General features: G+C 56.5%; 14 protein-coding genes. 6 read left to right on the top strand and 8 right to left on the bottom strand.

Going from position 1 to position 20,680, the window contains the following annotated elements; all coding sequences use genetic code 11:
* Positions 1–159: 159 nt before the first annotated feature.
* Together UH5x_RS08735 and UH5x_RS08730 are read left to right on the top strand one after the other, a co-directional pair.
* Positions 160–918, top strand: a complete 759-nt coding sequence (locus UH5x_RS08735) for a TVP38/TMEM64 family protein (protein WP_482635432.1) — start codon at positions 160–162, stop codon at positions 916–918.
* Between the two features lie 60 nt (positions 919–978).
* A complete protein-coding gene (locus UH5x_RS08730) occupies positions 979–2,511 on the top strand; it encodes a mercuric reductase (protein WP_047812768.1) in 1,533 nt (510 codons plus the stop codon).
* Between the two features lie 140 nt (positions 2,512–2,651).
* Here UH5x_RS08730 and UH5x_RS08725 read toward each other — a convergent pair whose 3' ends face one another.
* The 7 genes from UH5x_RS08725 to UH5x_RS08695 form a co-directional block, all read right to left on the bottom strand.
* Positions 2,652–4,118 carry a sulfatase gene (locus UH5x_RS08725; protein ID WP_047812769.1) on the bottom strand — a complete coding sequence of 489 codons (1,467 nt, stop codon included), beginning with the start codon at positions 4,116–4,118 and terminating at the stop codon, positions 2,652–2,654.
* Positions 4,115–7,957, bottom strand: coding sequence for a sulfatase-like hydrolase/transferase (locus UH5x_RS08720; RefSeq protein ID WP_482635431.1), 3,843 nt, complete (start codon positions 7,955–7,957; stop codon positions 4,115–4,117). The genes UH5x_RS08725 and UH5x_RS08720 overlap by 4 nt, the downstream gene beginning before the upstream one ends.
* A gap of 219 nt (positions 7,958–8,176) precedes the next feature.
* A complete protein-coding gene (locus tag UH5x_RS08715; protein ID WP_047812770.1) occupies positions 8,177–9,997 on the bottom strand; it encodes a sulfatase family protein in 1,821 nt (606 codons plus the stop codon).
* 114 nt (positions 9,998–10,111) lie between these two features.
* A complete protein-coding gene (locus UH5x_RS08710; RefSeq protein ID WP_482635430.1) occupies positions 10,112–13,228 on the bottom strand; it encodes a DUF6797 domain-containing protein in 3,117 nt (1,038 codons plus the stop codon).
* 75 nt (positions 13,229–13,303) lie between these two features.
* A complete protein-coding gene (locus UH5x_RS08705; protein ID WP_047812772.1) occupies positions 13,304–14,701 on the bottom strand; it encodes a FecR domain-containing protein in 1,398 nt (465 codons plus the stop codon).
* Positions 14,698–15,231, bottom strand: a complete 534-nt coding sequence (locus tag UH5x_RS08700; RefSeq protein ID WP_047812773.1) for a sigma-70 family RNA polymerase sigma factor — start codon at positions 15,229–15,231, stop codon at positions 14,698–14,700. Before UH5x_RS08700 ends, UH5x_RS08705 begins: the two co-directional genes overlap by 4 nt.
* Positions 15,232–15,601: 370 nt before the next feature.
* The gene (locus UH5x_RS08695) at positions 15,602–16,462 is read right to left on the bottom strand and encodes an endonuclease/exonuclease/phosphatase family protein (protein ID WP_047812774.1); all 861 of its coding nucleotides are present in this window, start codon (positions 16,460–16,462) and stop codon (positions 15,602–15,604) included.
* Positions 16,463–16,528: 66 nt separating this feature from the next.
* On the opposite strand from UH5x_RS08695, the gene UH5x_RS08690 reads away from it, so the two are divergent.
* From UH5x_RS08690 to UH5x_RS08680, 3 genes are read left to right on the top strand one after another with little or no spacing between them, the layout of a single operon-like run.
* Entirely contained in the window at positions 16,529–17,092 is a 564-nt protein-coding gene (locus tag UH5x_RS08690) for a hypothetical protein (RefSeq protein WP_047812775.1), read from the top strand.
* A 13-nt stretch (positions 17,093–17,105) separates the two neighbouring features.
* Positions 17,106–17,738, top strand: a complete 633-nt coding sequence (locus UH5x_RS08685; RefSeq protein WP_482635429.1) for a DsbA family oxidoreductase — start codon at positions 17,106–17,108, stop codon at positions 17,736–17,738.
* Positions 17,735–18,358: an alpha-ketoglutarate-dependent dioxygenase AlkB family protein gene (locus tag UH5x_RS08680; RefSeq protein ID WP_482635428.1), complete on the top strand. Its 624-nt coding sequence runs from the start codon at positions 17,735–17,737 to the stop codon at positions 18,356–18,358. The genes UH5x_RS08685 and UH5x_RS08680 overlap by 4 nt, the downstream gene beginning before the upstream one ends.
* Positions 18,359–18,591: 233 nt before the next feature.
* On the opposite strand, the gene UH5x_RS08675 is transcribed toward UH5x_RS08680, so the two are convergent.
* Entirely contained in the window at positions 18,592–19,545 is a 954-nt protein-coding gene (locus UH5x_RS08675) for an endonuclease/exonuclease/phosphatase family protein (protein ID WP_482635427.1), read from the bottom strand.
* 134 nt (positions 19,546–19,679) lie between these two features.
* On the opposite strand from UH5x_RS08675, the gene UH5x_RS08670 reads away from it, so the two are divergent.
* Positions 19,680–20,552: an SGNH/GDSL hydrolase family protein gene (locus tag UH5x_RS08670; protein ID WP_482635426.1), complete on the top strand. Its 873-nt coding sequence runs from the start codon at positions 19,680–19,682 to the stop codon at positions 20,550–20,552.
* The last annotated feature ends 128 nt before the right edge of the window (positions 20,553–20,680 follow it).

Genomic DNA, 20,680 nt, shown 5'->3' with positions numbered 1-20,680 from the left:
CTTGCTGCCTACCTGCTTAGGATACGTTCTTGTAAGGATTGTCACGCTCGGACGTCATCTCTCTATCAATGCGTTCGTACAGCAAGCGGCCTGCCTGCTGCGTTCACGTTTGAATCGGCAAATGCCACACTCGCTGATACATCTTCAAGGAAAACGGCCATGGCGAAGGAAATCGAACCACAAACCGACGACAAGAATATCGGGACGATGAAGAAGCTGGGCGTCTTCCTATTCGTTGCCGCAGTCGTGGTGGTTGCTTACACACAGTACGGCGATCTGCTGAGTCTCGAGAGTCTGGCCAAACAGGAGGCCCAGTTGCGGGCGTTCCAAGCTGAGAATCCGGTGCTCGTTTACGGAGTTGCGTTCTTGGTCTATGTCGTCGTGACCGGGCTTTCGTTGCCGGGCGCCGCCGTTTTGACATTGGTGTACGGTTGGTACTTCGGACTGGCTCCCGGTTTGTTGCTGGTCAGTTTCGCATCGACCGCAGGAGCGACCATGGCCTTTTTGCTCAGTCGATTCTTGTTTCGTGAGGCGATTCAAAAGCGATTTGGCGATCGTCTGCAAAGCTTCAATCAATCATTGGAGAAAGAAGGGCCGTTTTTCTTGTTCACGCTGCGTCTGATTCCGGCAGTGCCGTTCTTCATTATCAACGCTGTCATGGGGCTGACACCGATCCGTACCCGAACGTTCTGGTGGGTCAGCCAACTGGGGATGCTGGCTGGTACCGCCGTTTTCGTTTACGCCGGATCCAGCGTCCCTGACTTGCAAACGCTGGCAGACAAAGGAATCGGTGCCGTGTTCACGCCAAGTCAATTGACTCAGATCGTGATCGCCTTTGTCTTGCTCGGCGCGTTTCCTCTGGTCGTGCGATTCAGCATGAAGTTTTTCGGCCGCGCGGGGGCTGAACCTGTGGTTTGAACGCACCTCATCCGAACACAACACACCCCGCTCTCCACCACCTACGAAAATTGAGTTTCCATGACATCCGACCTTGTCCAGCTACAACCCAACGACGAACACAACCAAGCCCTCGAGGCGAACGTGCATCCACCCGAGTGGACCAACCCAACGCCCACGCAGCCCTATCACTTGGTCGTGATCGGAGCCGGCACGGCGGGCTTGGTCACCGCCGCCGGTGCAGCCGGATTGGGAGCACGCGTTGCCCTGATCGAACGAGATTTGATGGGCGGTGATTGCTTGAACGTCGGTTGCGTTCCTTCCAAAGGCATCATCAGCGCGGCTCGCGTGGCCGCGAGTGCGAAAACGGCAAGCAAGTTTGGAGTCAATGTGCCGGACGTCGATGTTGACTTTGCGGCGGTGATGCAACGGATGAGGAAGCTTCGTGCAGGCATCAGCCACAACGATTCGGCCACGCGATTCAAGGACCTAGGCGTCGACGTTTACTTTGGACAGGCAAGCTTTGTTGATTCCAACACCGTCGATGTTGGTGGAGCGAAGCTCACGTTCAAACGAGCCGTGATCGCCTCGGGTGCACGCGCGGCCGCGCCGCCCATCAACGGTTTGAGTGAGGTCAACTACCTGACCAACGAGTCCGTCTTTTCGCTCACCGAATTGCCTCGGCGAATGGGGGTGATTGGCGCTGGGCCGATCGGTTGCGAAATGGCGCAGTCGTTTGCCCAGCTCGGCAGCGAAGTCTTGCTGGTCGAATCGGAGCACGGCATCATGCCTCGCGAAGATCGTGACGCCGCCAAAATTGTTCGGCAGGCGATGATCGAGGATGGGGTCAAATTCCTCGGCGGTGGTCACGACTTGAAGATTCGCAACGAGGGTGGGATTCGGCTGACCGTTGATGCCCACGGTTTAAGCTACGACGAACCGGTCGATCAGTTGTTGGTCGCCGTTGGCAGAGCTCCCAACGTCGAAAACCTCAACTTGGAAGCCGTAGGTGTTCAATACGATCAGAAGGGCGTGAAGGTCAACGATCATTTGCTGACGACCAACGCGAACATCTACGCTGCGGGCGACGTTTGCTCGAAGTACCAATTCACTCACACGGCCGATTTTCAAGCCCGCATTGTGATCCAGAATGCTCTGTTTGCTGTTGGTCCGTTTGGCAAGAAAAAGGCCAGTGACCTTGTGATTCCTTGGGCAACGTACACCTCCCCGGAAGTCGCGCATGTGGGCATGTACGAGAGTGACGCGAAAAACGCAGGCATCGAAATTGACACCTACGTTCAACATTTCAACGAAGTCGATCGCGCGATCTTGGAAGGCAAAGACGAAGGCTTCGTCAAGGTTCATACCAAGAAGGGGACTGACACGATCGTGGGCGCGACGATCGTGGCTGAGAACGCGGGCGATATGATTTCCGAAATCACAGTGGCCATGACGGGTGGGCTGGGACTGGGCAAGATTGGAAGTGCGATTCACCCCTATCCAACGCAAGCCGAAGCGATCCGCAAGCTGGGCGACCAGTTCAGCCGCACAAAGCTGACACCGCTGAGCAAGAAAATTCTCGGCCTGTTGCAGCGACTCAATGTCGGAAGTTGAGAGACAGTCCGCGGGACCAACGCCCAAACGGCGGATAGGAAAGATCGAAATCCGCCTGAATCAACAGTGGGGGTGCCTGCAGCTTATCTTCGTAACCAAGTGCCAGCCTAGCGAGGAAATCTGATCGCCGGCTCACGCGTTCACTTCTTTTGCTTGTTCATCCCGACCTTCTCCTCAATCGCGGTCTGATTTTGCTGGAAGCCTGCGGCATCCCGTTTTGCGATCAGTTGCGCCCGCAACCTCTTCACCATCGAGGCGTATTCCGGATTGGCTGCTTGGTTTGTGAATTCATGCGGGTCATTTTTCAGGTCGTACAGTTCCAGACCTCGTTCGCCAAAGCCCCACTGAGTGAAACGCCAGTTCGCTGTGCGAATCGATTCCCCGCCGCTGCGGCTGATGGTGAATGCCTGCTTCTTCTTCCATGCAGGCGATTCGGTATCGACCAGCAGAGGTGTCAGGCTTTTTCCCTGAAGAGCGTCCGGAGCAGCAAGGCCGGCCAAGTCCGCCAGAGTCGGGTAGAGGTCGACCAGTTCCGTGATTTTTGTGGTCCCACGACCATGCTGGTCTTTGAGCCATGGCACGCTGATGATCAACGGCACTCGCGTGGCCTCTTCGAACAGGTGTTGCTTTTGGAACTTGTGGTGATGTCCCAGAAGGTAGCCATGATCGCTGGTGAACACGACGATCGTATTCTCTGCCAAGCCCTTTTCTTCCAGTGCATCCAGGACGCGTCCGACCTGGGCGTCCATGTAAGAAACGCTGGCGTAGTAGGCTTGCAATAGCCCTTGGTGCAGTTCCGGCGTCACCCCGTACGTGGTGCTGTTGCGTTTGTAGCCGCGGATGATCCCCGGCACGTCGTCCAGGTCATTTTCCGGCACGACAGGTGCTTCCATTTCATCGCGATTGTATGGGTCGAAATACTTTTTCGGTGCGACAAGAGGCACGTGCGGTCGGACGAATCCCACCGCCAGGAAGAACGGTTTGTCCTTGACCTGTTCCAGCATCTCGATGGCCCGATCGGCTGCCATCCCATCGGCGTGATCGCTGTCGTCGCCGGATGCGATCACTCCGGTGAACGTCTGCGACCCGTTGTTCTTGGGGGACCAGTTCGTCCGTTCCCCGGGAGCGTTTTGTTCCGGAGCTTGGATGTTGATCGCTTCGTCCCATGAGAAGGGATCATCGCTTTCCGCGGTTCCGTCAATGATCTCAAACGGGATCCGCATGTGGTAGATCTTGCTGACTCGTCCCGCGTAGTAGCCGTTGTTGCGAAAGGTCTGCGACAGCGTCACCACGTCGGGCATGCTGCCTCGCAAGGTGCCGTCGTTGGCCAGCGTCAGATTCGAATACGGATACAGGCCGGACATGATCGACGCACGCGAGGCACCGCAAACCGGGTACTGACAGTGCATGTTCTCGAACTTCACACCTCGCTGAGCGAGCCGATCAAGGTTCGGCGTCTTGCACTGCTTGTGCCCAAAACCACTCAGGGCGGTATTCAGGTCATCGGCGATCAGGAACAGCACGTTCGGCTTTTCTGCATGTGCCGGTGACTGCGGGATCCACGTCGCTGTGATGAGTGCAAAAACTATCAGGCAAGTCGTTTTCATCGTTCGTTTCTTCTTTCATCATTTTGAACGGTTAGGAGCAGCACCCAATCCTGATTGGGGGCTGATGGTGCAGTGGGGAGCGGGATCCAATTCCCCGCGTGCAGGCTCGCAGTGGTTCCTTCAAACTGACCGGTTCTGGGGTTGTACCACCTTGCTTGAAACTTCCCGTCATCGCTGCTCAGATCGAGTTGCCCCGTCTTCGATGCGGTTGGATAGTAGATCGCGTAGACGTGACCTGGTTTGCAGAAAACCTGAGCGTCCAGTGGAAACGATTTTCCCGCACCCAGCCCGACCTTCAGAGTCGATTCGCCTTCGACCAATTCATCGGCCGGTGACATCTCCCAGAATGGCAGGTGTTCTTCCATGAAGGTTCGTGCGATCGCCACACTGTTCCACAGTGCTTGACGATTGGCTGTCTTGAACGACTCGGTCTTCAGCAGGTCTTCCAGGATGAATTCGATCTGTCCTCCCGATAACAAGGTTGGCCAAAGCTTCTGTCGGCGATGCAACTCGGGACGATCGAACGGTCTCCATGAGGCATCCTGTCCAACGTCTAGCGTGAACTCATCCATGGATATCGGCAATGGACGACCAGCGGCGGCGGTTGCCGTTCGGAAATCTTCGACCAGCGTATCGATCCGGCGTTGATTCAGTTGAATCGATGTCATTGAAAAGCGTGGGTCACCGAAGGTGAACTCGAGCTCCTTCAGCGGATCGTGCGCGGAGTGGACGGTGATGGGATGATCGTAGGCATCAACCGCGCCGACATAGTCGGCAAACGAACGAACTCGTTCGGGGCCGAGGTCGAAACCAAGATTGTATTCCTCACACAGATTCCAGCTCAACGCATTGTGGTGACCGAATCGAGCGACCATTTCGCGATAGTAGAGCTTTCGTTCGATACCAAGTTCACCGTCATCGAGCTCTTTCTTGTTGGCCTCCTCCGCTTCATTGAATACAAAGTGCAAATGGATCCCTTTTCGCTGTGCGTGCGCAAAGACGGTTTCCCATTGCCGTAGCTTGCTGAGATCGAAGTGGCGGTTGTCGTCCGTTGGGCTGCCCTTGCGTGCTGGCTTTCCCGACCAGGGCCACACGTCGTCGCCATCGCCACCGATGTTCATCGTCAGAAAGTACAGGCTGTTGACCTGCTGGTCGGCAAGGCTGTTGATCGCACCGATGATGGGCTTCCCGCTGCCGCCATTCCAGTCTGGATCGCCGTCTTGCCAATCCGAAGCATGATCGGCGTAACGGTGGCTTGCGGGCGTGTTGTCAAACCCTGCATAGGCAAGGAAGTTCTCTGGACTGTCGACGCCGCCGCGAATCCAATACGGACCGTCCCGGAACTTTAGGTAGTGACCACCTACGTATTCCAATCGGCCCCACTTTGAAAATCCGGATGCCGAATCATCGCGCGGCTGCACGGTCAACGTTCCGCTAGCATGCTTTAGGTTCGCGGCCTGACCCGGGGCGTCCATCAACGAGACGGCGACATCGGGTCCGCTTCTTAGCGAGGCTTGGTAGTTCCATGCGCCTTGTTCATCCGGAGTGAATTTGACGGTCCACTGGTTCCCCGATTTGCCTCCGTTTCCATCGCCGTCGAAGTAGCCGGGCACCTCATAGGTTTGTCCCGAGGGCCCAACGAACTGAACCTGCAGTCGATAGTCGAGAAACGGGTTGGGGGAATCGTCGGTTTCCGATGCCCTGGGACCATCGAAAGAGATGGACAACGGTTGCCACACGGCAAATTTGTCTTGCCCCACTTCCTGAACTTCCGCCTGCTGCCAGGTCGTCACCAGTCGAGATTCGTTGCCCGTCTCGTTGAATCGCTGGTCTCCTACGCGAGTGATGATAATCCGATCCAGACTGAAACGCTGTGCCCGTCCGGATACAACCAGTCGGTATTGCTTGCCCGCCTGAAACCTGTATCGCACTGTTTTGATCATGTCGTGGTCACCGACAACCTTGCTGGACCAGTTTTTCCAGTTCAAGTCGGCCGCATTCCCCCAGAACTTCGTGTCCTTTTGCAGCCATTCCAACGGCAGTGTCGGGTCCGCGGATACATAATCTCCCTCGACACGAACGTAACAGTCATTGCACATGTCACTACGTGCGGTGACTCCATCGTCGGCCGTCAATCGTTTGTGGGACCGGATCGAGATCCAATAGTCACCCGGCGTGTTGATTTGAAAGTCGTAGTTCAGCGGTGAATCGGGAGCACCCACGCCGGGGTTGTTGCCCATGAATTCCAGGTAGCTGCTGCCGGTGAATGGATCCAGCGTCGTACGCTTTTTCCAATTGCCCAGCGGCGACTGCGTACTTTCCATTTCGATGATGACTGTTCCGTCAACCTCGTCAAATATCTTGTCACCTGCCGTGGGTGGCAGTGCGAAGTCTTTCAGTAACTGTGGCGGTCCGCTGAGCGATCCGTCATCGCCGACTTCTTCCATTCGCTTGGAAACCATCGCTCGCAGTTCCACTAGCTTCGCAGCGTGGTCAGGCGATCCCGCAAGGTTGTTCTGTTCGTACGGGTCCTGCTCAATTTGATAAAGCTCTTCGGCAGGACTGCTGTGATAGTCATGCAGGAACGCGGCCGCCTTGGGGTCCGTTTTGGCTGCTTCGATGTACGATTGCCAGTGGTGGCCGGCATGCGCCCAGTGCTTGGGGTCACGCGGGGATTCCTTGGCCCACACGTCGGTGTGGGTGGTGTAGGCGAATTCCGGGTGCAGGTTGCGGATGTATTTCCATTTGCCCACGCGGACGCTGCGAATCGGGTAGACATTTTTTTCTTTGTCCCCTTTGTGCGTTGCGAAGATCACATCGCGATGTTGGTCGGTTTCGCCAAACAACACCTTGGCGAACGACCGTCCGTCGATGCCAGAGGGCGATGTTCCACCAGCCAAGTCGATCAGGGTCGGCATCAGATCGATCCAACTGACCATTGCATCGGTCGACGAACTGGGCTGGATCTTGCCGGGCCAAACCGCAATCAAAGGGGTGCGGATCCCCGATTCGTAGAGAGACCATTTCGCGAACGGCCACGGCATCCCATGGTCCGAGGTGTAAACGACCAGGGTGTTGTTCACGTCCAGGTGTTTGGCGATCAGTTGTCGAGTTTGGCCGACGCGGCGGTCGATGTCTTCGGCTCCTTCGACGTATCGCGTCATTTCCACTCGGGCTTCGGGCGTGTCGAAGATCTTGGGCGGAATGACGACGTCTTCGGGAGCGATTCTGGCCTCCTCTTTGGGCGGCCACGCGGTGTGCGTGTCTGTCCAGCCAAGGAACAGGGCCAGTGGTGCAGCGTCTTCAGGGCGTTGCTGCAGAAACGTTTCCACCTGATCCAGCGTCATCGTTTGTTGCAAACCGCCGCCGCCGAGAATCTTGACACCGTCGGGCACGTATTGGCCAAAGTGCTTCCTGCCGGCGTGCCCAACCTTGCCATGAAAAACGACCTCGTAGCCTTGTTCCAACAGTGCCGGCAACAGCGAAACGACACCGGGTTTGAGATCGATTTCGTGGTTGCCAACGACGCCGTTGCTGTAGGGCATTCGACCCGTGAAAAGTGCCGCGCGACTGGGGGCACAGGCGGGGGATGCGACATAGGCGTTGTCGAATCGAATCCCCTCTTCCGCCATTCGTTGAAGGTTGGGCGTTTGGAACTCGCTGGATCCATACACCGACGAATGATGCACGCCGTGATCATCGGCGATGGTGATCACAAAGTTCGGTTTCGCGGCCATGGCTGTCGACCCGCACAGCAGCACGATGGCGAGGGCGATGGATGGCACAGGACATTGTGCAGCAAGCTTCCACGGAAACCAGTTGCGAGAGCGGGTATTCATAAAGAGATCCAACCTGTTAGCGAGGCGTGGGTTCGAGGGTGCGGTTTTCAGGGGTAATCAGGCGAAGAGCCGCTTCCAAGGCAGCAGCCCCAGCTAAGCAGGTCGGCAGGAATGATCGGGTGCAACGAAGTGAGCCGTTTGGGCGTTAGCCCCGGTTGTACGTGGGAGCAACGACGCGACCCCCAAAAAACAAAAGCTGAAAGACTCCTGCCGAACTGCTTATTGAGATAGAGTCACGGTTTTCCCGTGAGCGGGTTTCAGTTCGATGGACTTGATCGACGTGGTGCCGGCGGGAAGGTGGACGCGGACGTGAATGATTGGCGAATCACCGGGCAGACTGGTTTGGATCGTTTGCCACTGGCCCGATTTCTCGACGCCAACATTGATTCGCTTGGCCGCGACGAAACCCTTGTCGGCTAAGTTTCGCCAACAGAGGCCAATCGCACCGGACGTTGCCGTTTTGACAACCATGTTGACGGAAACCGGGCCGGCCAAACGCAAACCATTTCGAGTGATGAACGGTGTTTGCTTCGTGCTTGGTTTTTGCGGGGCGATCTGCAAACCCTCGCTAGTGACATCCATTTTGCCGTTGCGGACGATCCATGCAGACGCTGACTTCTTGGATCCGGATTGGGAACCTGCCGAATCGGATTTCGGGATGGGGTTTGTAGGCCGTGGTGTCGCCGGTTTACCGTCGAGATAGAAATCGAAATAGTCGGTGGCCGCTTTGGACATCTCGCCGTTGGCCAAGCCGGGCGGATCGAGCTGGCTGGCCCAGCCCGATAGCTTTTCGCGTAAACGATCGGCAATCTCTGGGTGATCACCCGCGAGATCGTGTTGCTCTTCGAGATCATTTTTTAGGTTGTACAAATACTCGCGGTCACCGCCGCGAAGCAGCTTCCAATCACCTTCGCGAATGGCCGATTGGGCAACCCAACGCCAGGCGAGGAATTCATGCGGTGGTTCGTTCGTTTTCCCGGTGAGATACGGAATCAAGTTGACGCCGTCGAAGTCCCCGGGTTTCGATTCGATGTTCGCCAAATCCGCAGCCGTTGCCGCCACGTCCAGAGCGCTGACCGGGTGCTCGAACACTTGCCCGGCGGGAATCGTTCCGGGCCAAGCGATCACAAACGGGACGTGCATGCCGCCTTCGGAGAGCATCCCTTTTTCACCGTTCAGCGGGTCGTTCAAAGAACCGTCCCAGCCTGGACCTCCACCGGGAGCATCACGCTTGTGAATCTTCAGTGGTGCGCCGTTGTCGCCGATGTAGAAGATCAGTGTCTTTTCGGTCAGATTGTTCTCGGCCAGCGTCTCGGTGATCCGTCCGACACCATCGTCCACTGCGGACAGCATTGCCAATGCTTGCCGACGTCGCTCGGGCATCTTGCCCGGGAATCGATTCAGGTACTTTGGCGGCGCGTCCAGCGGGACGTGGGGGGCACGGTACGCGACATACAGAAAGAAGGGATCGTCTTTGTATCGTTCGATCAGCGAGGCCGCAGCTCGGCTGCATCCATCGACGTGATACATCTGGGGATGCAAGCTCGACATCTCGCGATCGCTGCCATCCAGATTGATGTTGGCGGCAAAGGGGGCGGCGGAGTTTTGGTTGAACACGTGCTTGAATCCGTGCTCGGTGATTTTGGGCCCCGGTCCGAGGTGCCATTTTCCGAATTGCGCGGTCATGTACCCCGCATCCTGCAGGCGTTCGGCAATCGTCAGCTCGCGATCGAATCCCTGCAACGTTTTTCCGTTGGCTTCGACGCCGAACTTCGATTGGAACTTTCCGATCAGCAATCCGGCTCGCGACGGCACGCACTGCGGCGCCGTGCTGTAGCCATGCCGGGCCAACACGCCAATCCTTGCCAATGCATCCACATTGGGCGTCTTGATGTCGTCAAGAACTCCTTGGCAGGACAGATCCGCGTGGCCGTGATCATCCGTGTAGAACACGATGATGTTGGGTCGAGAATCTGCCGCGTTGGCAAGCGTTGCTGAAAGCCAAACCAGAGGGATGCAGAAGATGATGAACTTGTTCACTTGGCTGCCTGTTGAATGTTCGATGGGGGCGGCTTCCAGCCTGTCGGTGTGGGTGCTTTGACATCGCTGGAAGCCTATCCCACTTTGGAGTGCGCTCTGGAAAGATCCTGCGGATCAATCGTTCGGGATTCCGTGGATGGTCCAGTAGACGTCTTCGTTGAAGGGATTGCCGTTGGAGTCCTGCACTTCCATATGCAAGTGCAATTGATCGACGGGACGCAAGTTGGGTGTCCAGAGTGACAGCGTTTTGCCATCCTCGCTGAGGGAAACCGATTCGATCGGCAGGTCTTGTTTTCCAATTTCACCCGTTTCAGGATGATAGAAGTCGGAACCGTAATTCTCGGTCCACTTGTAGTTCCATTGCTCGGCCACGTACGCAGATCCGCCAGTCGATGCAGCGTGATCCAGTGGGAAGTTGAATTGGAGTCGAAGTTCGCCGGGATGCACTTCGCAGTGCGTGATCATGCGAATGGGCTGGCCGGTGTGGCGAACGCGATCGATGCCGCCATCGGCAAGGTCGCCACGTCTGTTGTCGTTCCATCCATTCAGACCCGTCACATACAGTTGTCCATCGACGGGGTTGACGCGTCCTCGCATGATGCCGGTACCAAAGTCGTGCGGGAACCGAACCAGGGCGGCTTGCGCCAAACCGTCCACTTCCTGCGTCATCAGATAGAACAAATGCCCCTGGCCAAAACTGGTGTGCAGCAATCGACCCGCCAAGGGACCAAACCGCTCGTCTTCCACGAAGACTTGGCCGCCCGATGAATTGTCGACCTCCTGCGGCATCCAAATCAGGGGCGGGTCGAAGGTCTTCGGCGGGACCACTTTTCGGTGATCGATCTTTCCACCATCCGGCGCCCATGCACCGCCACCTTTGTTCTGCACGTAACCATAAAAGCCACCCCGTTTGACGAGATTGATCTTCGATGCTGGCATCCAGGTGCCTTGGTTGTCGCTCACCGTCAGCCGACCATCGGGCAGAATTCCCATTCCATTGGGCGTTCGCAGTCCGGTGCAGATGACCTCGCGGCTTTTTCCATCGGCTGAAACTTTGACGATCGCGCCCGGAAGTTTGTAGTCCGTGTACTGACCGCTTTTGGCGTAGTAGAAATTGCCTTCCGCGTCCGTCTGCAGATCGAAGTTGAACGAATGGAAGAACGTGGAAACGTCCGTGTCGGCGCTAAAGCTTTCATAGAAGTCCGCTTCACCGTCCTGGTTGAGGTCGTGCAGACGCGTCAGTCGGTCTCGGCAATTCACATAAATCAGCCCGTCGACCACTTTGATACCAAAGGGTTCGAACATGCCGCCCGCGAACCGTTTCCATCGAACATTCAGCAAGTCGTCGTCGATGCCGGACACGATCCACACGTCACCCCCAACGGTTGCCACCGCCATTCGGCCATCGGGAAAGAAATCGATCGCTGAAGTACGGAACCAGGTGTTCCAAGGTGTCGATTCCGGGATGGCAATGGTGTCCACCGCGTAAGCACCCGATTGAAAACCACGGTAGCCGATCGTTTCAAAGACTTCTGGCCAGCGCAGGTCGCCACCTGCCGTCATCGCGGCGGGATCAATCGCCGAGAGTGCTAGATCCTTTGCGTCGGCAGCAGCATCCCCGAATCGAACGATGTCGATCACGCGTGTCGTTTCACCGGCGGGAATCTTCACGACCCATCGTTGCTGGTCATCCAACGAAAGCGTCACGTCATCGATGTCGCCCTTGAGCATGGGGCGGACACGCCCAGTCCCCGACTTTCCGACTGCCAGCACCAACGGCTTCCCGCCATGGATTGTCAGCGTGTGTCGGATCGCTGTTTGATTTGGTATCGCGGATGGCACTTCGAGAATTTCGCGACCATCGACGGAATAGTTCAATACGATTTGGTCGCCACAGAGAAAGTGACCGTGATAGTTCAGCCAAGGCTGTGGCAACGGACCACGCGGCAGCAGATCCGTTTTGGGATAGTCGAGCGAGCCATCATGGCCCCATTGCCAAAGGTCCAACGCCGCAACCATTTGGCCTCGCGGTTTGGGATACCCTTCACCTCGGCCGCGTTTGTGTTGAGTTTGATCCACATCCAGAAAACCGCCGGACCAAATCGCGGCTTGATCCATCGTGTGTAAGTCGTAGGCGATCGAGAGGTTGCCCAGTTTGACCGTCAACGCGCTGTTGACGTCGCGGCCCAGTTGCGATGCCAGCGCCGGACCGTAGTCGCGATCGGGATCGAGCTTGAAGTCTCCCATGTCCGTGCCCTTGGGCAGCGAACTCAAGTATTTCGGTGTGACCGGAAAGTAGTCCGGGTTGGAGTCCTTCATGAACTGCTGACGAATGTAGGCCACGACTTCGTAACGTTCCCGTGGGGACAGAGCCGAAGCAGCCGCCATCAAGCCGTTTCCATGCGAGAGCGTTTTGAACATGCTGTGCGGGTCGGCACCGAACTTCAGCTTCTGTGTGCCGAACGCTCGGGCGGTTGCCAGCGAGGGCGTGTTTCCATCTTTGCCATGGCACTGATAGCACGTGGACTCGTAAATCTGTTTGCCGCGTTTCAGCTTTCCGTTTTCAGCCCGCCGGATGATCTGGGCGTGATTCAGGTTGATGGTGTCGTCTTTGGGAATCAATTGCTCCGCGGTTGGCTTCAGGGCATCAGCTCGCTCGCGGCCATCTTCATGAATCGCAAGCAGGTAGCTGATCAAGTCGAGGAACTCCCGCGGGGAGTTCAGTGTTGCGACCAAGCCCTCGGGCATCATCGAAACGTGGGAGGTATTGCGAGCTTCGATGTCGTCTTTCGCGATCGAGAGACTGGCTTCTAAATTGGTGGCGTCGCGGAGTACCAGTTTGTCGTCGTCTTCAGACACCAGCATTCCCGCTCGAACTTCACCATCGGCTGTGAGCAGTTGGACTGTTTCGTAGCCCTTGCGAATGGATTTGGAGGGATGCAGAAGTGATTCAACCAAGTGAACGTCAGTGATGCTTTCTCCCAATCGCGTCAGGTCGGGTCCAAGCGGTGACTGTCCATCGCCAGTCACATGACAGTTCGCGCATGCCGCTGCAGAGGCGTAGAACACGATCGCCCCGCGTTCCGGATCGCCACGCAGCCGAGATTCTTTGGCAATTTGATTGGCGTCGACCGTCTCAAACATCTCTTGCAACGTGGCTGGCTGAGCCAACACGGGGGAAGCAGCCAACACAACTGGCAGCGTGATCAAGGAGACAAACAGGCGGAACATTCGCGATCCAGTTGAAAGAATGAAGTGGCAGGTCATGCGACATTCATGTGGGGGGAATTGGGTGGTCATCAATGATTACAGTCCGGGGATGCCTTTGACGGCGATGCCGTACATCGCCTTGTTTCCTCGATCGCCATCGGTCTGGGGTGGACCGAGTTCAACGTTGCTCGCTGCATCGACACGCTTCTTCCAGACCGAGTACTGAACGTAGAGGTCACCAGCTTGATCCGGTTCGATTCCCTGAGCCAAAGGGCTCACCGGACGCCATGGTCCGCTGCGAAGCGTCCACTCGGTTTTTTGAAATCCGTTCTGTAGCCAGGCAGCGGGCTGCCTGCGTCGGTCATGCATGACGTAAACGTCTGCCGATCCTGCAAGTTGCAATGAAATGGTCAGCGACTGTTCTTGCCGATCGACGTGGAACGGGCAAACGACGTCGGCGCCGAGCAATTCGGCAGGGAACTCTTCGCCTTCCGCGGCTCGCCAAACAACGTCCGGTCGCGGAGTGGAAGCATGCGTCGTGTAGGCAATGGTTCCTTCACGCATTCCACCGGAAAGGATTCCGTAGAAGCGGTGAAAGCCATCGGTCGCCGCATTGTCCGTGACATTGAGCACGATCGAAGAGGCGTTGCTCGCGGAAAGACCGAATGGTCCCTGCGACAACCAGACAGCGGACAGTCGACGCGGCTTGCGACCTTTGCGAAGACGGACCCCTTCGCCTTCGAAGACGTTCAGCGGGCGTCCAATTTTGGAATTGCCCTGAGAGTCGACTTTGACTTCACCGTCAAAGACAGCCACGCTCGCTTCGTCGTCAGACACATCGACGCCGAAACGAGTGCCAAGATCGATGATTTCTCCATGATCGGTCACGACCGTGAAGCCTTGGCCTGACTCCCCAACATCCGCATTCAGACGCCCGTGCGCGAGTCGCAAACGCATCGAGGATTCCAGGGTGCCGTCCAGTGGACCAGACAAGTCGAGGACAACACCATTGTCCAATCGAACCTGGATTGCTCCTGATTCCAGGCGGATGCGATTCCATTCGATCCAGTCGCCAACCCGAACTGTCTGATCGACACCAGCCAGTTGGGCCGCATCGAGAGAAATGACCTCCACCGTAACTGCTGCCGCTGTCGATTGTGGTTCGGCCGTTGGTTTGAACCATACGATTCCCACGACCAGGAGCACGGCAGCAGCGAGGCCAGCCAGAATGCCAAAAGGTTGCCAAGCTGACCACGGAAGGACGACGGGGGTTTCCGGAGTCGGCGCGTGCTCCGAATTGATCGCATCGAATTCGGCATCCGAGAGAGCGGCCAGATCTGATAGGGCTGAGTCCAGATTCAGGTATTCAATGAAAGCACGTCGGAACTCTGCATCCACACGCAGCGATCGTTCAAGCTCGCCGAGGGCATCGGCGTCAATGATTCCGGCTGCATAGTCTGCAATCAGAGTTTGCTTGTCGGAAGGGCGACTCATGACAGTCCCTCCGTCCCGAGGGTCCGTCGGGTGCACTCAACCAGTTGCAAGCGAATCCGGTGCAACCATTGATAAAACGCGCCCACCGTCCGACCGCTCCGCTGAGCAACCTGTTGAATCTCGGCTTCCGGCGCATAGGCCGCTAGTACAAGTTGTCTGTTCGGTTGAGGTAGTTTTTCAAGGCATTGATCCAACGCATCACGCTGGGCAGCCAGCCAGGATTCATCCCGAGTTGCCTCTTCAGCGACCAAGTGAAGCAGGTCCTCGGACAGCACATGACGGTCACGACCCTTGTCGCGAAGCCATCCGAGCGATTCATATCGAGCCACGCGAAACGCCCACTTGCGAAACCCATCGCGATCGTCGAGTTGGTCAAACTTCCGCCAAAGAACGAGCGTGATCCCCTGCATCACGTCGGCTGTGTCCTGCCGAGTGGGCACCAAGCGGCGCACAAACGCACGAATCGCCGCCTCATTCGCGGTGAATAGCGTCAGGAATAGCTCATGTTTGTCCGCCGATTCTTCGTCCATGCCAAATACACTCCACAAATCCAATTGGTTTTACGGAGAAAACCTAGGGGATTTTCGGCCCCACACAATTGAGCTGACGATGATTCCTCGCGTTCATGACCCTCGACAGCCGATCGAGGGGGCGGATTTCCAAGGGGACGACGTGCCTCCGCGTCGTTTGCCGAGTGCCAGCGTTGAGAAGTTCCGCTGGTGTCATCGATCCTCCCCCCAAAGCACCGGCTGTGATTTCAGAGACGGCCCTTTGGCGTCGATCAGGGAATCTGCCAAGTGTGTCGTTCGTTGCCGCGGCGTCGTTCGGTGCTTGAACGACGAGATTGTCGTCCCACCGTCCATGGAACTTTCGCCTCTGCCATTTTCGGAGGAGGTTCGTCTATTGCGATTCAAAGACTGCCAATTGTGGAAGATGATCACTCAAGGCAAACGAGGTCTCGTCATTGATGTTGAGCCGGAAGGCCCCTTCAAACAAGGGCCTGGATTCAACGATTCGATCGGCAATCGGTCCAGCGGCCAGGACGTAGTCGATCCGCCACTTGGGAATGTCCGACTTGATGGTTGGGCCTTCGCCTTGGCCGACTTGGGTGAACGTGTCGACCCAACCAGCGTCCATCCAAAGTTTGTATTCATCTGTGTCGGGACTGTGATTCAGGTCGCCGATCAAAAGCATCGACCGACCGGCATCCAGATCTGGTTTCATCGATTCGATCATCGCTCGAATTTCTCTCAGCCGAACGGTGGGATCGGCGGTTGGGAAGAGATGGGCCGAATGCACGATCAATGGTTCGTCGTCCGACACGTTCACCGTGGCTTGTCCCCAATGTCGGGTGAACAACTCTTTCGGCCTGCCGCCTTGCATGGGGGCGTTCTTTGACTCCGTGATCTCGAACTTACTCAGCAGCGTTCCTGGCCAATTGCCACCGCTTGGAAATCGAACATGATTCATTCCGAGAAGTTCGGCCACTTCTTCGGTCAATTCCACCGCGGGTGATTCGGAGAAGTTGATGATGTCGGGATCGTGCAGGGCCAGTTCCATCGCCAATCGCTTTGCCATCTGCCCTTTGGCAACCGCTTCCTTCGCCGAGCTACGTTGATTCGGCCATCCCGCGAGTCGGTAAATGTTGTAGGCGATCACTCGGAGTGGCTTGGGAGGCGTCGGATCCGCGAACAGGTCCGCGTTGGACATGGCGAGGCCGGCTCCGAGAGCTCCGCAGAATTGTCGGCGTGAAATCGTCATTGGTATCTCCAAAGGGGGGACGCCAATTCTATCCTGCTCGTGGTCGCTCCGGTTAGAATCGTGGCAATGAAGAATCCCTTGGAACCGAAACGATTGGAAGTGTTCACCATTTCAAACCTTCTGGCAGTCTCCGTCCTTTGTTTGCCGGTCGTGCTGGGGATGACGAACTGCGTCACCGCGTGCGGCGATGACCCAGCATTCCGAATCACGACCAAGCACGATCGCGACAAGGTGAAGATCGCGGCTGAAGAGGACCGCGTCGTCATCGAAGTTCAAAGCCCGAAGGGAATCAGTCAGGCGGTTGTCGAACGCAGTGATGACCAATGGCCGGCCAGCGTGATGTTGCGGTTGCACCTGAAAGGGCTGGAGAGACTTCAAGTCATTAACGGCAAAAGGATGCTTGAAGCGAGCGTTTCGAGTCAGGATGGCAAGCGGCGAATCAGCAAAGATGATTCGCCGCTGGATGCGAAGCATCCGTCCTGGATGGACATTCGTATGTTGGACAAGGATGGGGAACCCGTCAGAAGGATTCCGTTGAACGAAGGGTACTTCGAGATGCAACTTCCCAAGGCCTTGTTGGACGACAATCCAAAGTCGATCACGTTCAAGTGGATCGACTTCTATCGTTGAATCAGGAGCCACAATGAATGTTACCGTCGATGTGATTTCGGATGTCATCTGCCCCTGGTGCTACATCGGCAAGCGGCGGCTTGAAAAGGCGATTGCCGCGCTGGACGGCCAGCGTGAGGTGCTGGTTCGCTGGCATCCATTCCAGCTGAACCCGACGATGCCCCAAGAAGGCATTCCCCGCAAAGAATATCGCTCTCGGAAATTTGGCAGTTGGGAACGCTCCATGGAACTGGATGCGGAACTCAAGGCCGTTGGCGAGTCCGAAGGGATTCATTTTGATTTCGAAAAAGCAGAGCGGACGCCCAACACGGTGGATGCTCACCGACTGATTTGGTTTGCCGGTCAGCATGGCTGTCAGGACGCGGTCGTGGAGGGGCTGTTCCGGGCTTACTTCAGCGAAGGCAGGGACATTGGTGGTCAGCAAACGCTGAGGGAGGTGGCTGCGGAAGCCGGGCTGGATCGACAGCTCGTGGACGACATGCTCCACAGCGACGCGGGGCTGGACGTCATCGCTCAAGCTGGCGAAAGAGCTCAGCAGCATCAGGTCACTGGCGTTCCTTTCTTCATCGTCCAAAACAAAATCGCTTTGTCGGGTGCTCAGGCCCCGGAGACTTTTCTCGATGCGTTCCGGCAGGTGGGGGCATGAAACGCAGCCGATCGAAAACACTTCGAACCATTCACCTCGCCGATGGAGGTGTTCTGCACTACGACGAGTTCTTTTTGCCTCCCGCGTTGGCCGATCGTTGCTTTGTCGCGATCAGGGATGAGTGTCATTGGGAACAAAAGCCGGGGATCTTTGGACACATGCAGCCTCGGTTGACGGCTTCCTACGGGGATGCTGGTGCGACCTATCGATACTCCGGAACCGTCAATGTGGCTCTTCCCTGGACGCCGACGCTGCGGGAGATCAAAGAGAAGATCGAAGCGGTTCAGGGCGAGTACAATTTCTGCCTGCTCAATCGCTATCGATCCGGTCAGGACAGCATGGGGATGCATGCCGATGACGAACCCGAAATGGGAAGTGTGATTGGATCTTTGTCGCTAGGAGCGACGCGGAACTTTCGGATCAAGCACAACCAGACAAAGGAAACGATGAGCTTTCCGGTGGGTCATGGGACGCTCATCATCATGTCGGGAACGATGCAGCAATTTTGGAAGCATGAGATCCCCAAGACAAAGAAACCGGTTGATGAGCGGATCAACCTGACCTACCGGCAGATTGAGGGGACGGCTCCTCAAGCAAAGGATCCGGTGGGAAACGGGTAGTGGCCTGTCACAGCCAAAAGCTAAGGTTGATCGTAGTGGACGAGGCGACGAGTCCTTGGATTTGACGCCAGTTCAGGACTCGTCGCCTCGCCCACTACCCTCAGAATAAGTCGTGACAGACCAGCAGGCTCCCAGCGGTGTTTGCTGCGGCAGTGATCTTGCGCTGAAAATGGATCCCCTCTTCAACGCTTCTGAGGGCTGGGGTTCCAACCATCTGTCGCGAGCACAGTGGCTCAGTTCACAGGATGAACCGCAGGCTTGGTGGAGGTCTCCACTTTTAAAACACCGGAAATGGCGAGATGATCGGATTGATCGTAGCCTCGCGACCCGAAGACGCCTTCTTGGACCACTTGGCTGCTGACGGCGGAACAGTGTTGGTTGTGAAAGATGTAGTCAATTCGGGTGTCGCGGAAGGTCTGGCCAGGATGGCTCAGGGGATCCGGATGAGTCGTTCGGTACAGATCTTCATAGCCCTGACTTTCAAGGAAACGGGTGACTTTCCAGCCACCGTCGACATCGACATGGGACTGTGTGTTGAAGTCACCAAGGATGACCACCGGGAGGTCTTGGTAGGGTTGGAGTTTCTTTGCAATCCCTTCGATCTCTTGCAGCCGCATGGAGGTCATTTTTTCGTCGCTCCCTTCGCCCCACGGGTGCAGATGCAGGACGAAAACGACGATGCGGTTCCCCTTGGCGGTTTCGAGCACGGCCAAGGTTCCACCACGATGAATCGGGACGTCGGAGTCGAAGCGTTCGTGGTCCTTGGCCGCCAGCGCATTGAAGACTTCGGAATGGATGACCTTGTGCTTCGTCAACAGGACCTGTGGCATGTAGAACCCATTGATCGTGTGAGTTTTCGCGGGGTGGGGTTCGGTTGGCGAACGCCCGCCGTAGACAGCGTTGAATCCCAGTTCTTGAGCGATCGCTTCGTTTTTTTTCTCGTTCCAGGCTTCGTTCAAACCGACAATGTCCGCTCCCGATTGGCGGATGATGGTTGCCAAGTCATCCACGCCGATCTGCCACATGTGAATGTTGTAGCTGAGCACATTCACATTCTCGGTCGTTTCTCCGGACGTCTTGGTCTGGTCCTCGCCAACGGCAGTCGAAAGCGAGCTTCCATCGCAAACCAAGAACAGAAGCACTGGAAACAGACGCCATGCGGTTGGCAACGTATCGAGAGGTGGCATTTTAGGTTCGTCAGTGGTTGGGCAAGTGATGGTTGAGATCACTCGTTGTGATTGATTCAACCCAATCTACTTCCTGACCGAAATCTTGGTGCGCCGAAAGCGGTCGTCCAGTGGAATTGCGATAAGATTGGGTGATGCATTCCACTCTCATGAAAGGGCAATCGCCGATGCGTCTTCCTGGTTCTTCTTGGTGTTCATTTGTCGCTCCTCTGTGGGTGGGAGTGTTCTTGGTTGCGATCGCTGGCTCGCCGCAGAATGCTCATGCCGTGCACGATGGGATGCATCAGGTTCTGTTGCTCGGCGATAGCACCACCGAGGGCAGTGTGCCGAGACGATTGAAACCAGAGGGGCCACATCTGGAGCGGGTCTTGGAGCAGTTGTTGGCTGCGGAAGAGGGGCTTCCGCCGTTTCAAGTGACCAATTCGAGTCAGGGCGGAGAAACGATTCGTCGGTTGTTGGATTCCGGGCGTTACGAACGCAATGGTGCTGATCTACCGGGCCTGGATTACATCTTCATTCGATATGGGATCAACGACCGAGCGAAGATTGAAAACTTTGTCGAGAACTTCCCGAAACACTTTGCTGAGTTGTGCGAGCGATTGCGAAGCGACCATCCCAACGCCGAACTGATCGCGATGACCGTGATCCCGTTTTCCAGCGAAGAGGCGAGCGAAGAAATCAACGGGCTCATTCGAAACGCGGCGGCCAAGGCAGGCATCGATGTTTTCGATATCTACCCGCGATACAAAGAAGAACTGAGCAAGGGCCCCAATGCGCTCAACTATCGCCGTTACGATCTGGGAAAAGTGCCGACAAAGTACCTTGAACTGGTCGAGCCTTTTGTGCATGGGGATCGTGTCGAGGTGATGGGGAATGAGCTCGATGCAATTTTAGGTGGGCTTCCAGGGTGGTATTCGGATCGACATCCGAACCTCGCGGGATACAACGTGATCGCCGACGAGACGGCGAAGTACCTTGCCCGGCGTTTGCGAGAAAAAGCAAACTGAGTGGCCAGGCGAATTCAGCTGTGTTGGTGTTTGGCGGCAGACCTGAACGCCTCACATGCTTGATCGCAATCCCCTCGCCGCTCGACCTCTTCGGAGGCAAGAGATGGAAACGCCGGGCATCGAGCTCC

It is taken from the genome of Rhodopirellula sp. UH5 (assembly GCF_056839225.1).
This window is presented reverse-complemented; position numbering and strand designations above follow the sequence as displayed.

Excerpts from the sequence above, each read along its gene's own strand:
- UH5x_RS08735 (WP_482635432.1), top strand. The coding sequence starts at position 160 with ATGGCGAAGGAAATCGAACCACAAACCGACGACAAGAATATCGGGACG.
- UH5x_RS08670 (WP_482635426.1), top strand. The coding sequence starts at position 19,680 with ATGCATTCCACTCTCATGAAAGGGCAATCGCCGATGCGTCTTCCTGGT.
- UH5x_RS08725 (WP_047812769.1), bottom strand. The coding sequence starts at position 4,118 with ATGAAAACGACTTGCCTGATAGTTTTTGCACTCATCACAGCGACGTGG.
- UH5x_RS08675 (WP_482635427.1), bottom strand. The coding sequence starts at position 19,545 with ATGCCACCTCTCGATACGTTGCCAACCGCATGGCGTCTGTTTCCAGTG.
- UH5x_RS08705 (WP_047812772.1), bottom strand. The coding sequence starts at position 14,701 with ATGAGTCGCCCTTCCGACAAGCAAACTCTGATTGCAGACTATGCAGCC.
- UH5x_RS08700 (WP_047812773.1), bottom strand. The coding sequence starts at position 15,231 with ATGGACGAAGAATCGGCGGACAAACATGAGCTATTCCTGACGCTATTC.
- UH5x_RS08695 (WP_047812774.1), bottom strand. The coding sequence starts at position 16,462 with ATGACGATTTCACGCCGACAATTCTGCGGAGCTCTCGGAGCCGGCCTC.
- UH5x_RS08710 (WP_482635430.1), bottom strand. The coding sequence starts at position 13,228 with ATGTTCCGCCTGTTTGTCTCCTTGATCACGCTGCCAGTTGTGTTGGCT.
- UH5x_RS08720 (WP_482635431.1), bottom strand. The coding sequence starts at position 7,957 with ATGAATACCCGCTCTCGCAACTGGTTTCCGTGGAAGCTTGCTGCACAA.
- UH5x_RS08690 (WP_047812775.1), top strand. The coding sequence starts at position 16,529 with ATGAAGAATCCCTTGGAACCGAAACGATTGGAAGTGTTCACCATTTCA.
- UH5x_RS08680 (WP_482635428.1), top strand. The coding sequence starts at position 17,735 with ATGAAACGCAGCCGATCGAAAACACTTCGAACCATTCACCTCGCCGAT.
- UH5x_RS08685 (WP_482635429.1), top strand. The coding sequence starts at position 17,106 with ATGAATGTTACCGTCGATGTGATTTCGGATGTCATCTGCCCCTGGTGC.
- UH5x_RS08730 (WP_047812768.1), top strand. The coding sequence starts at position 979 with ATGACATCCGACCTTGTCCAGCTACAACCCAACGACGAACACAACCAA.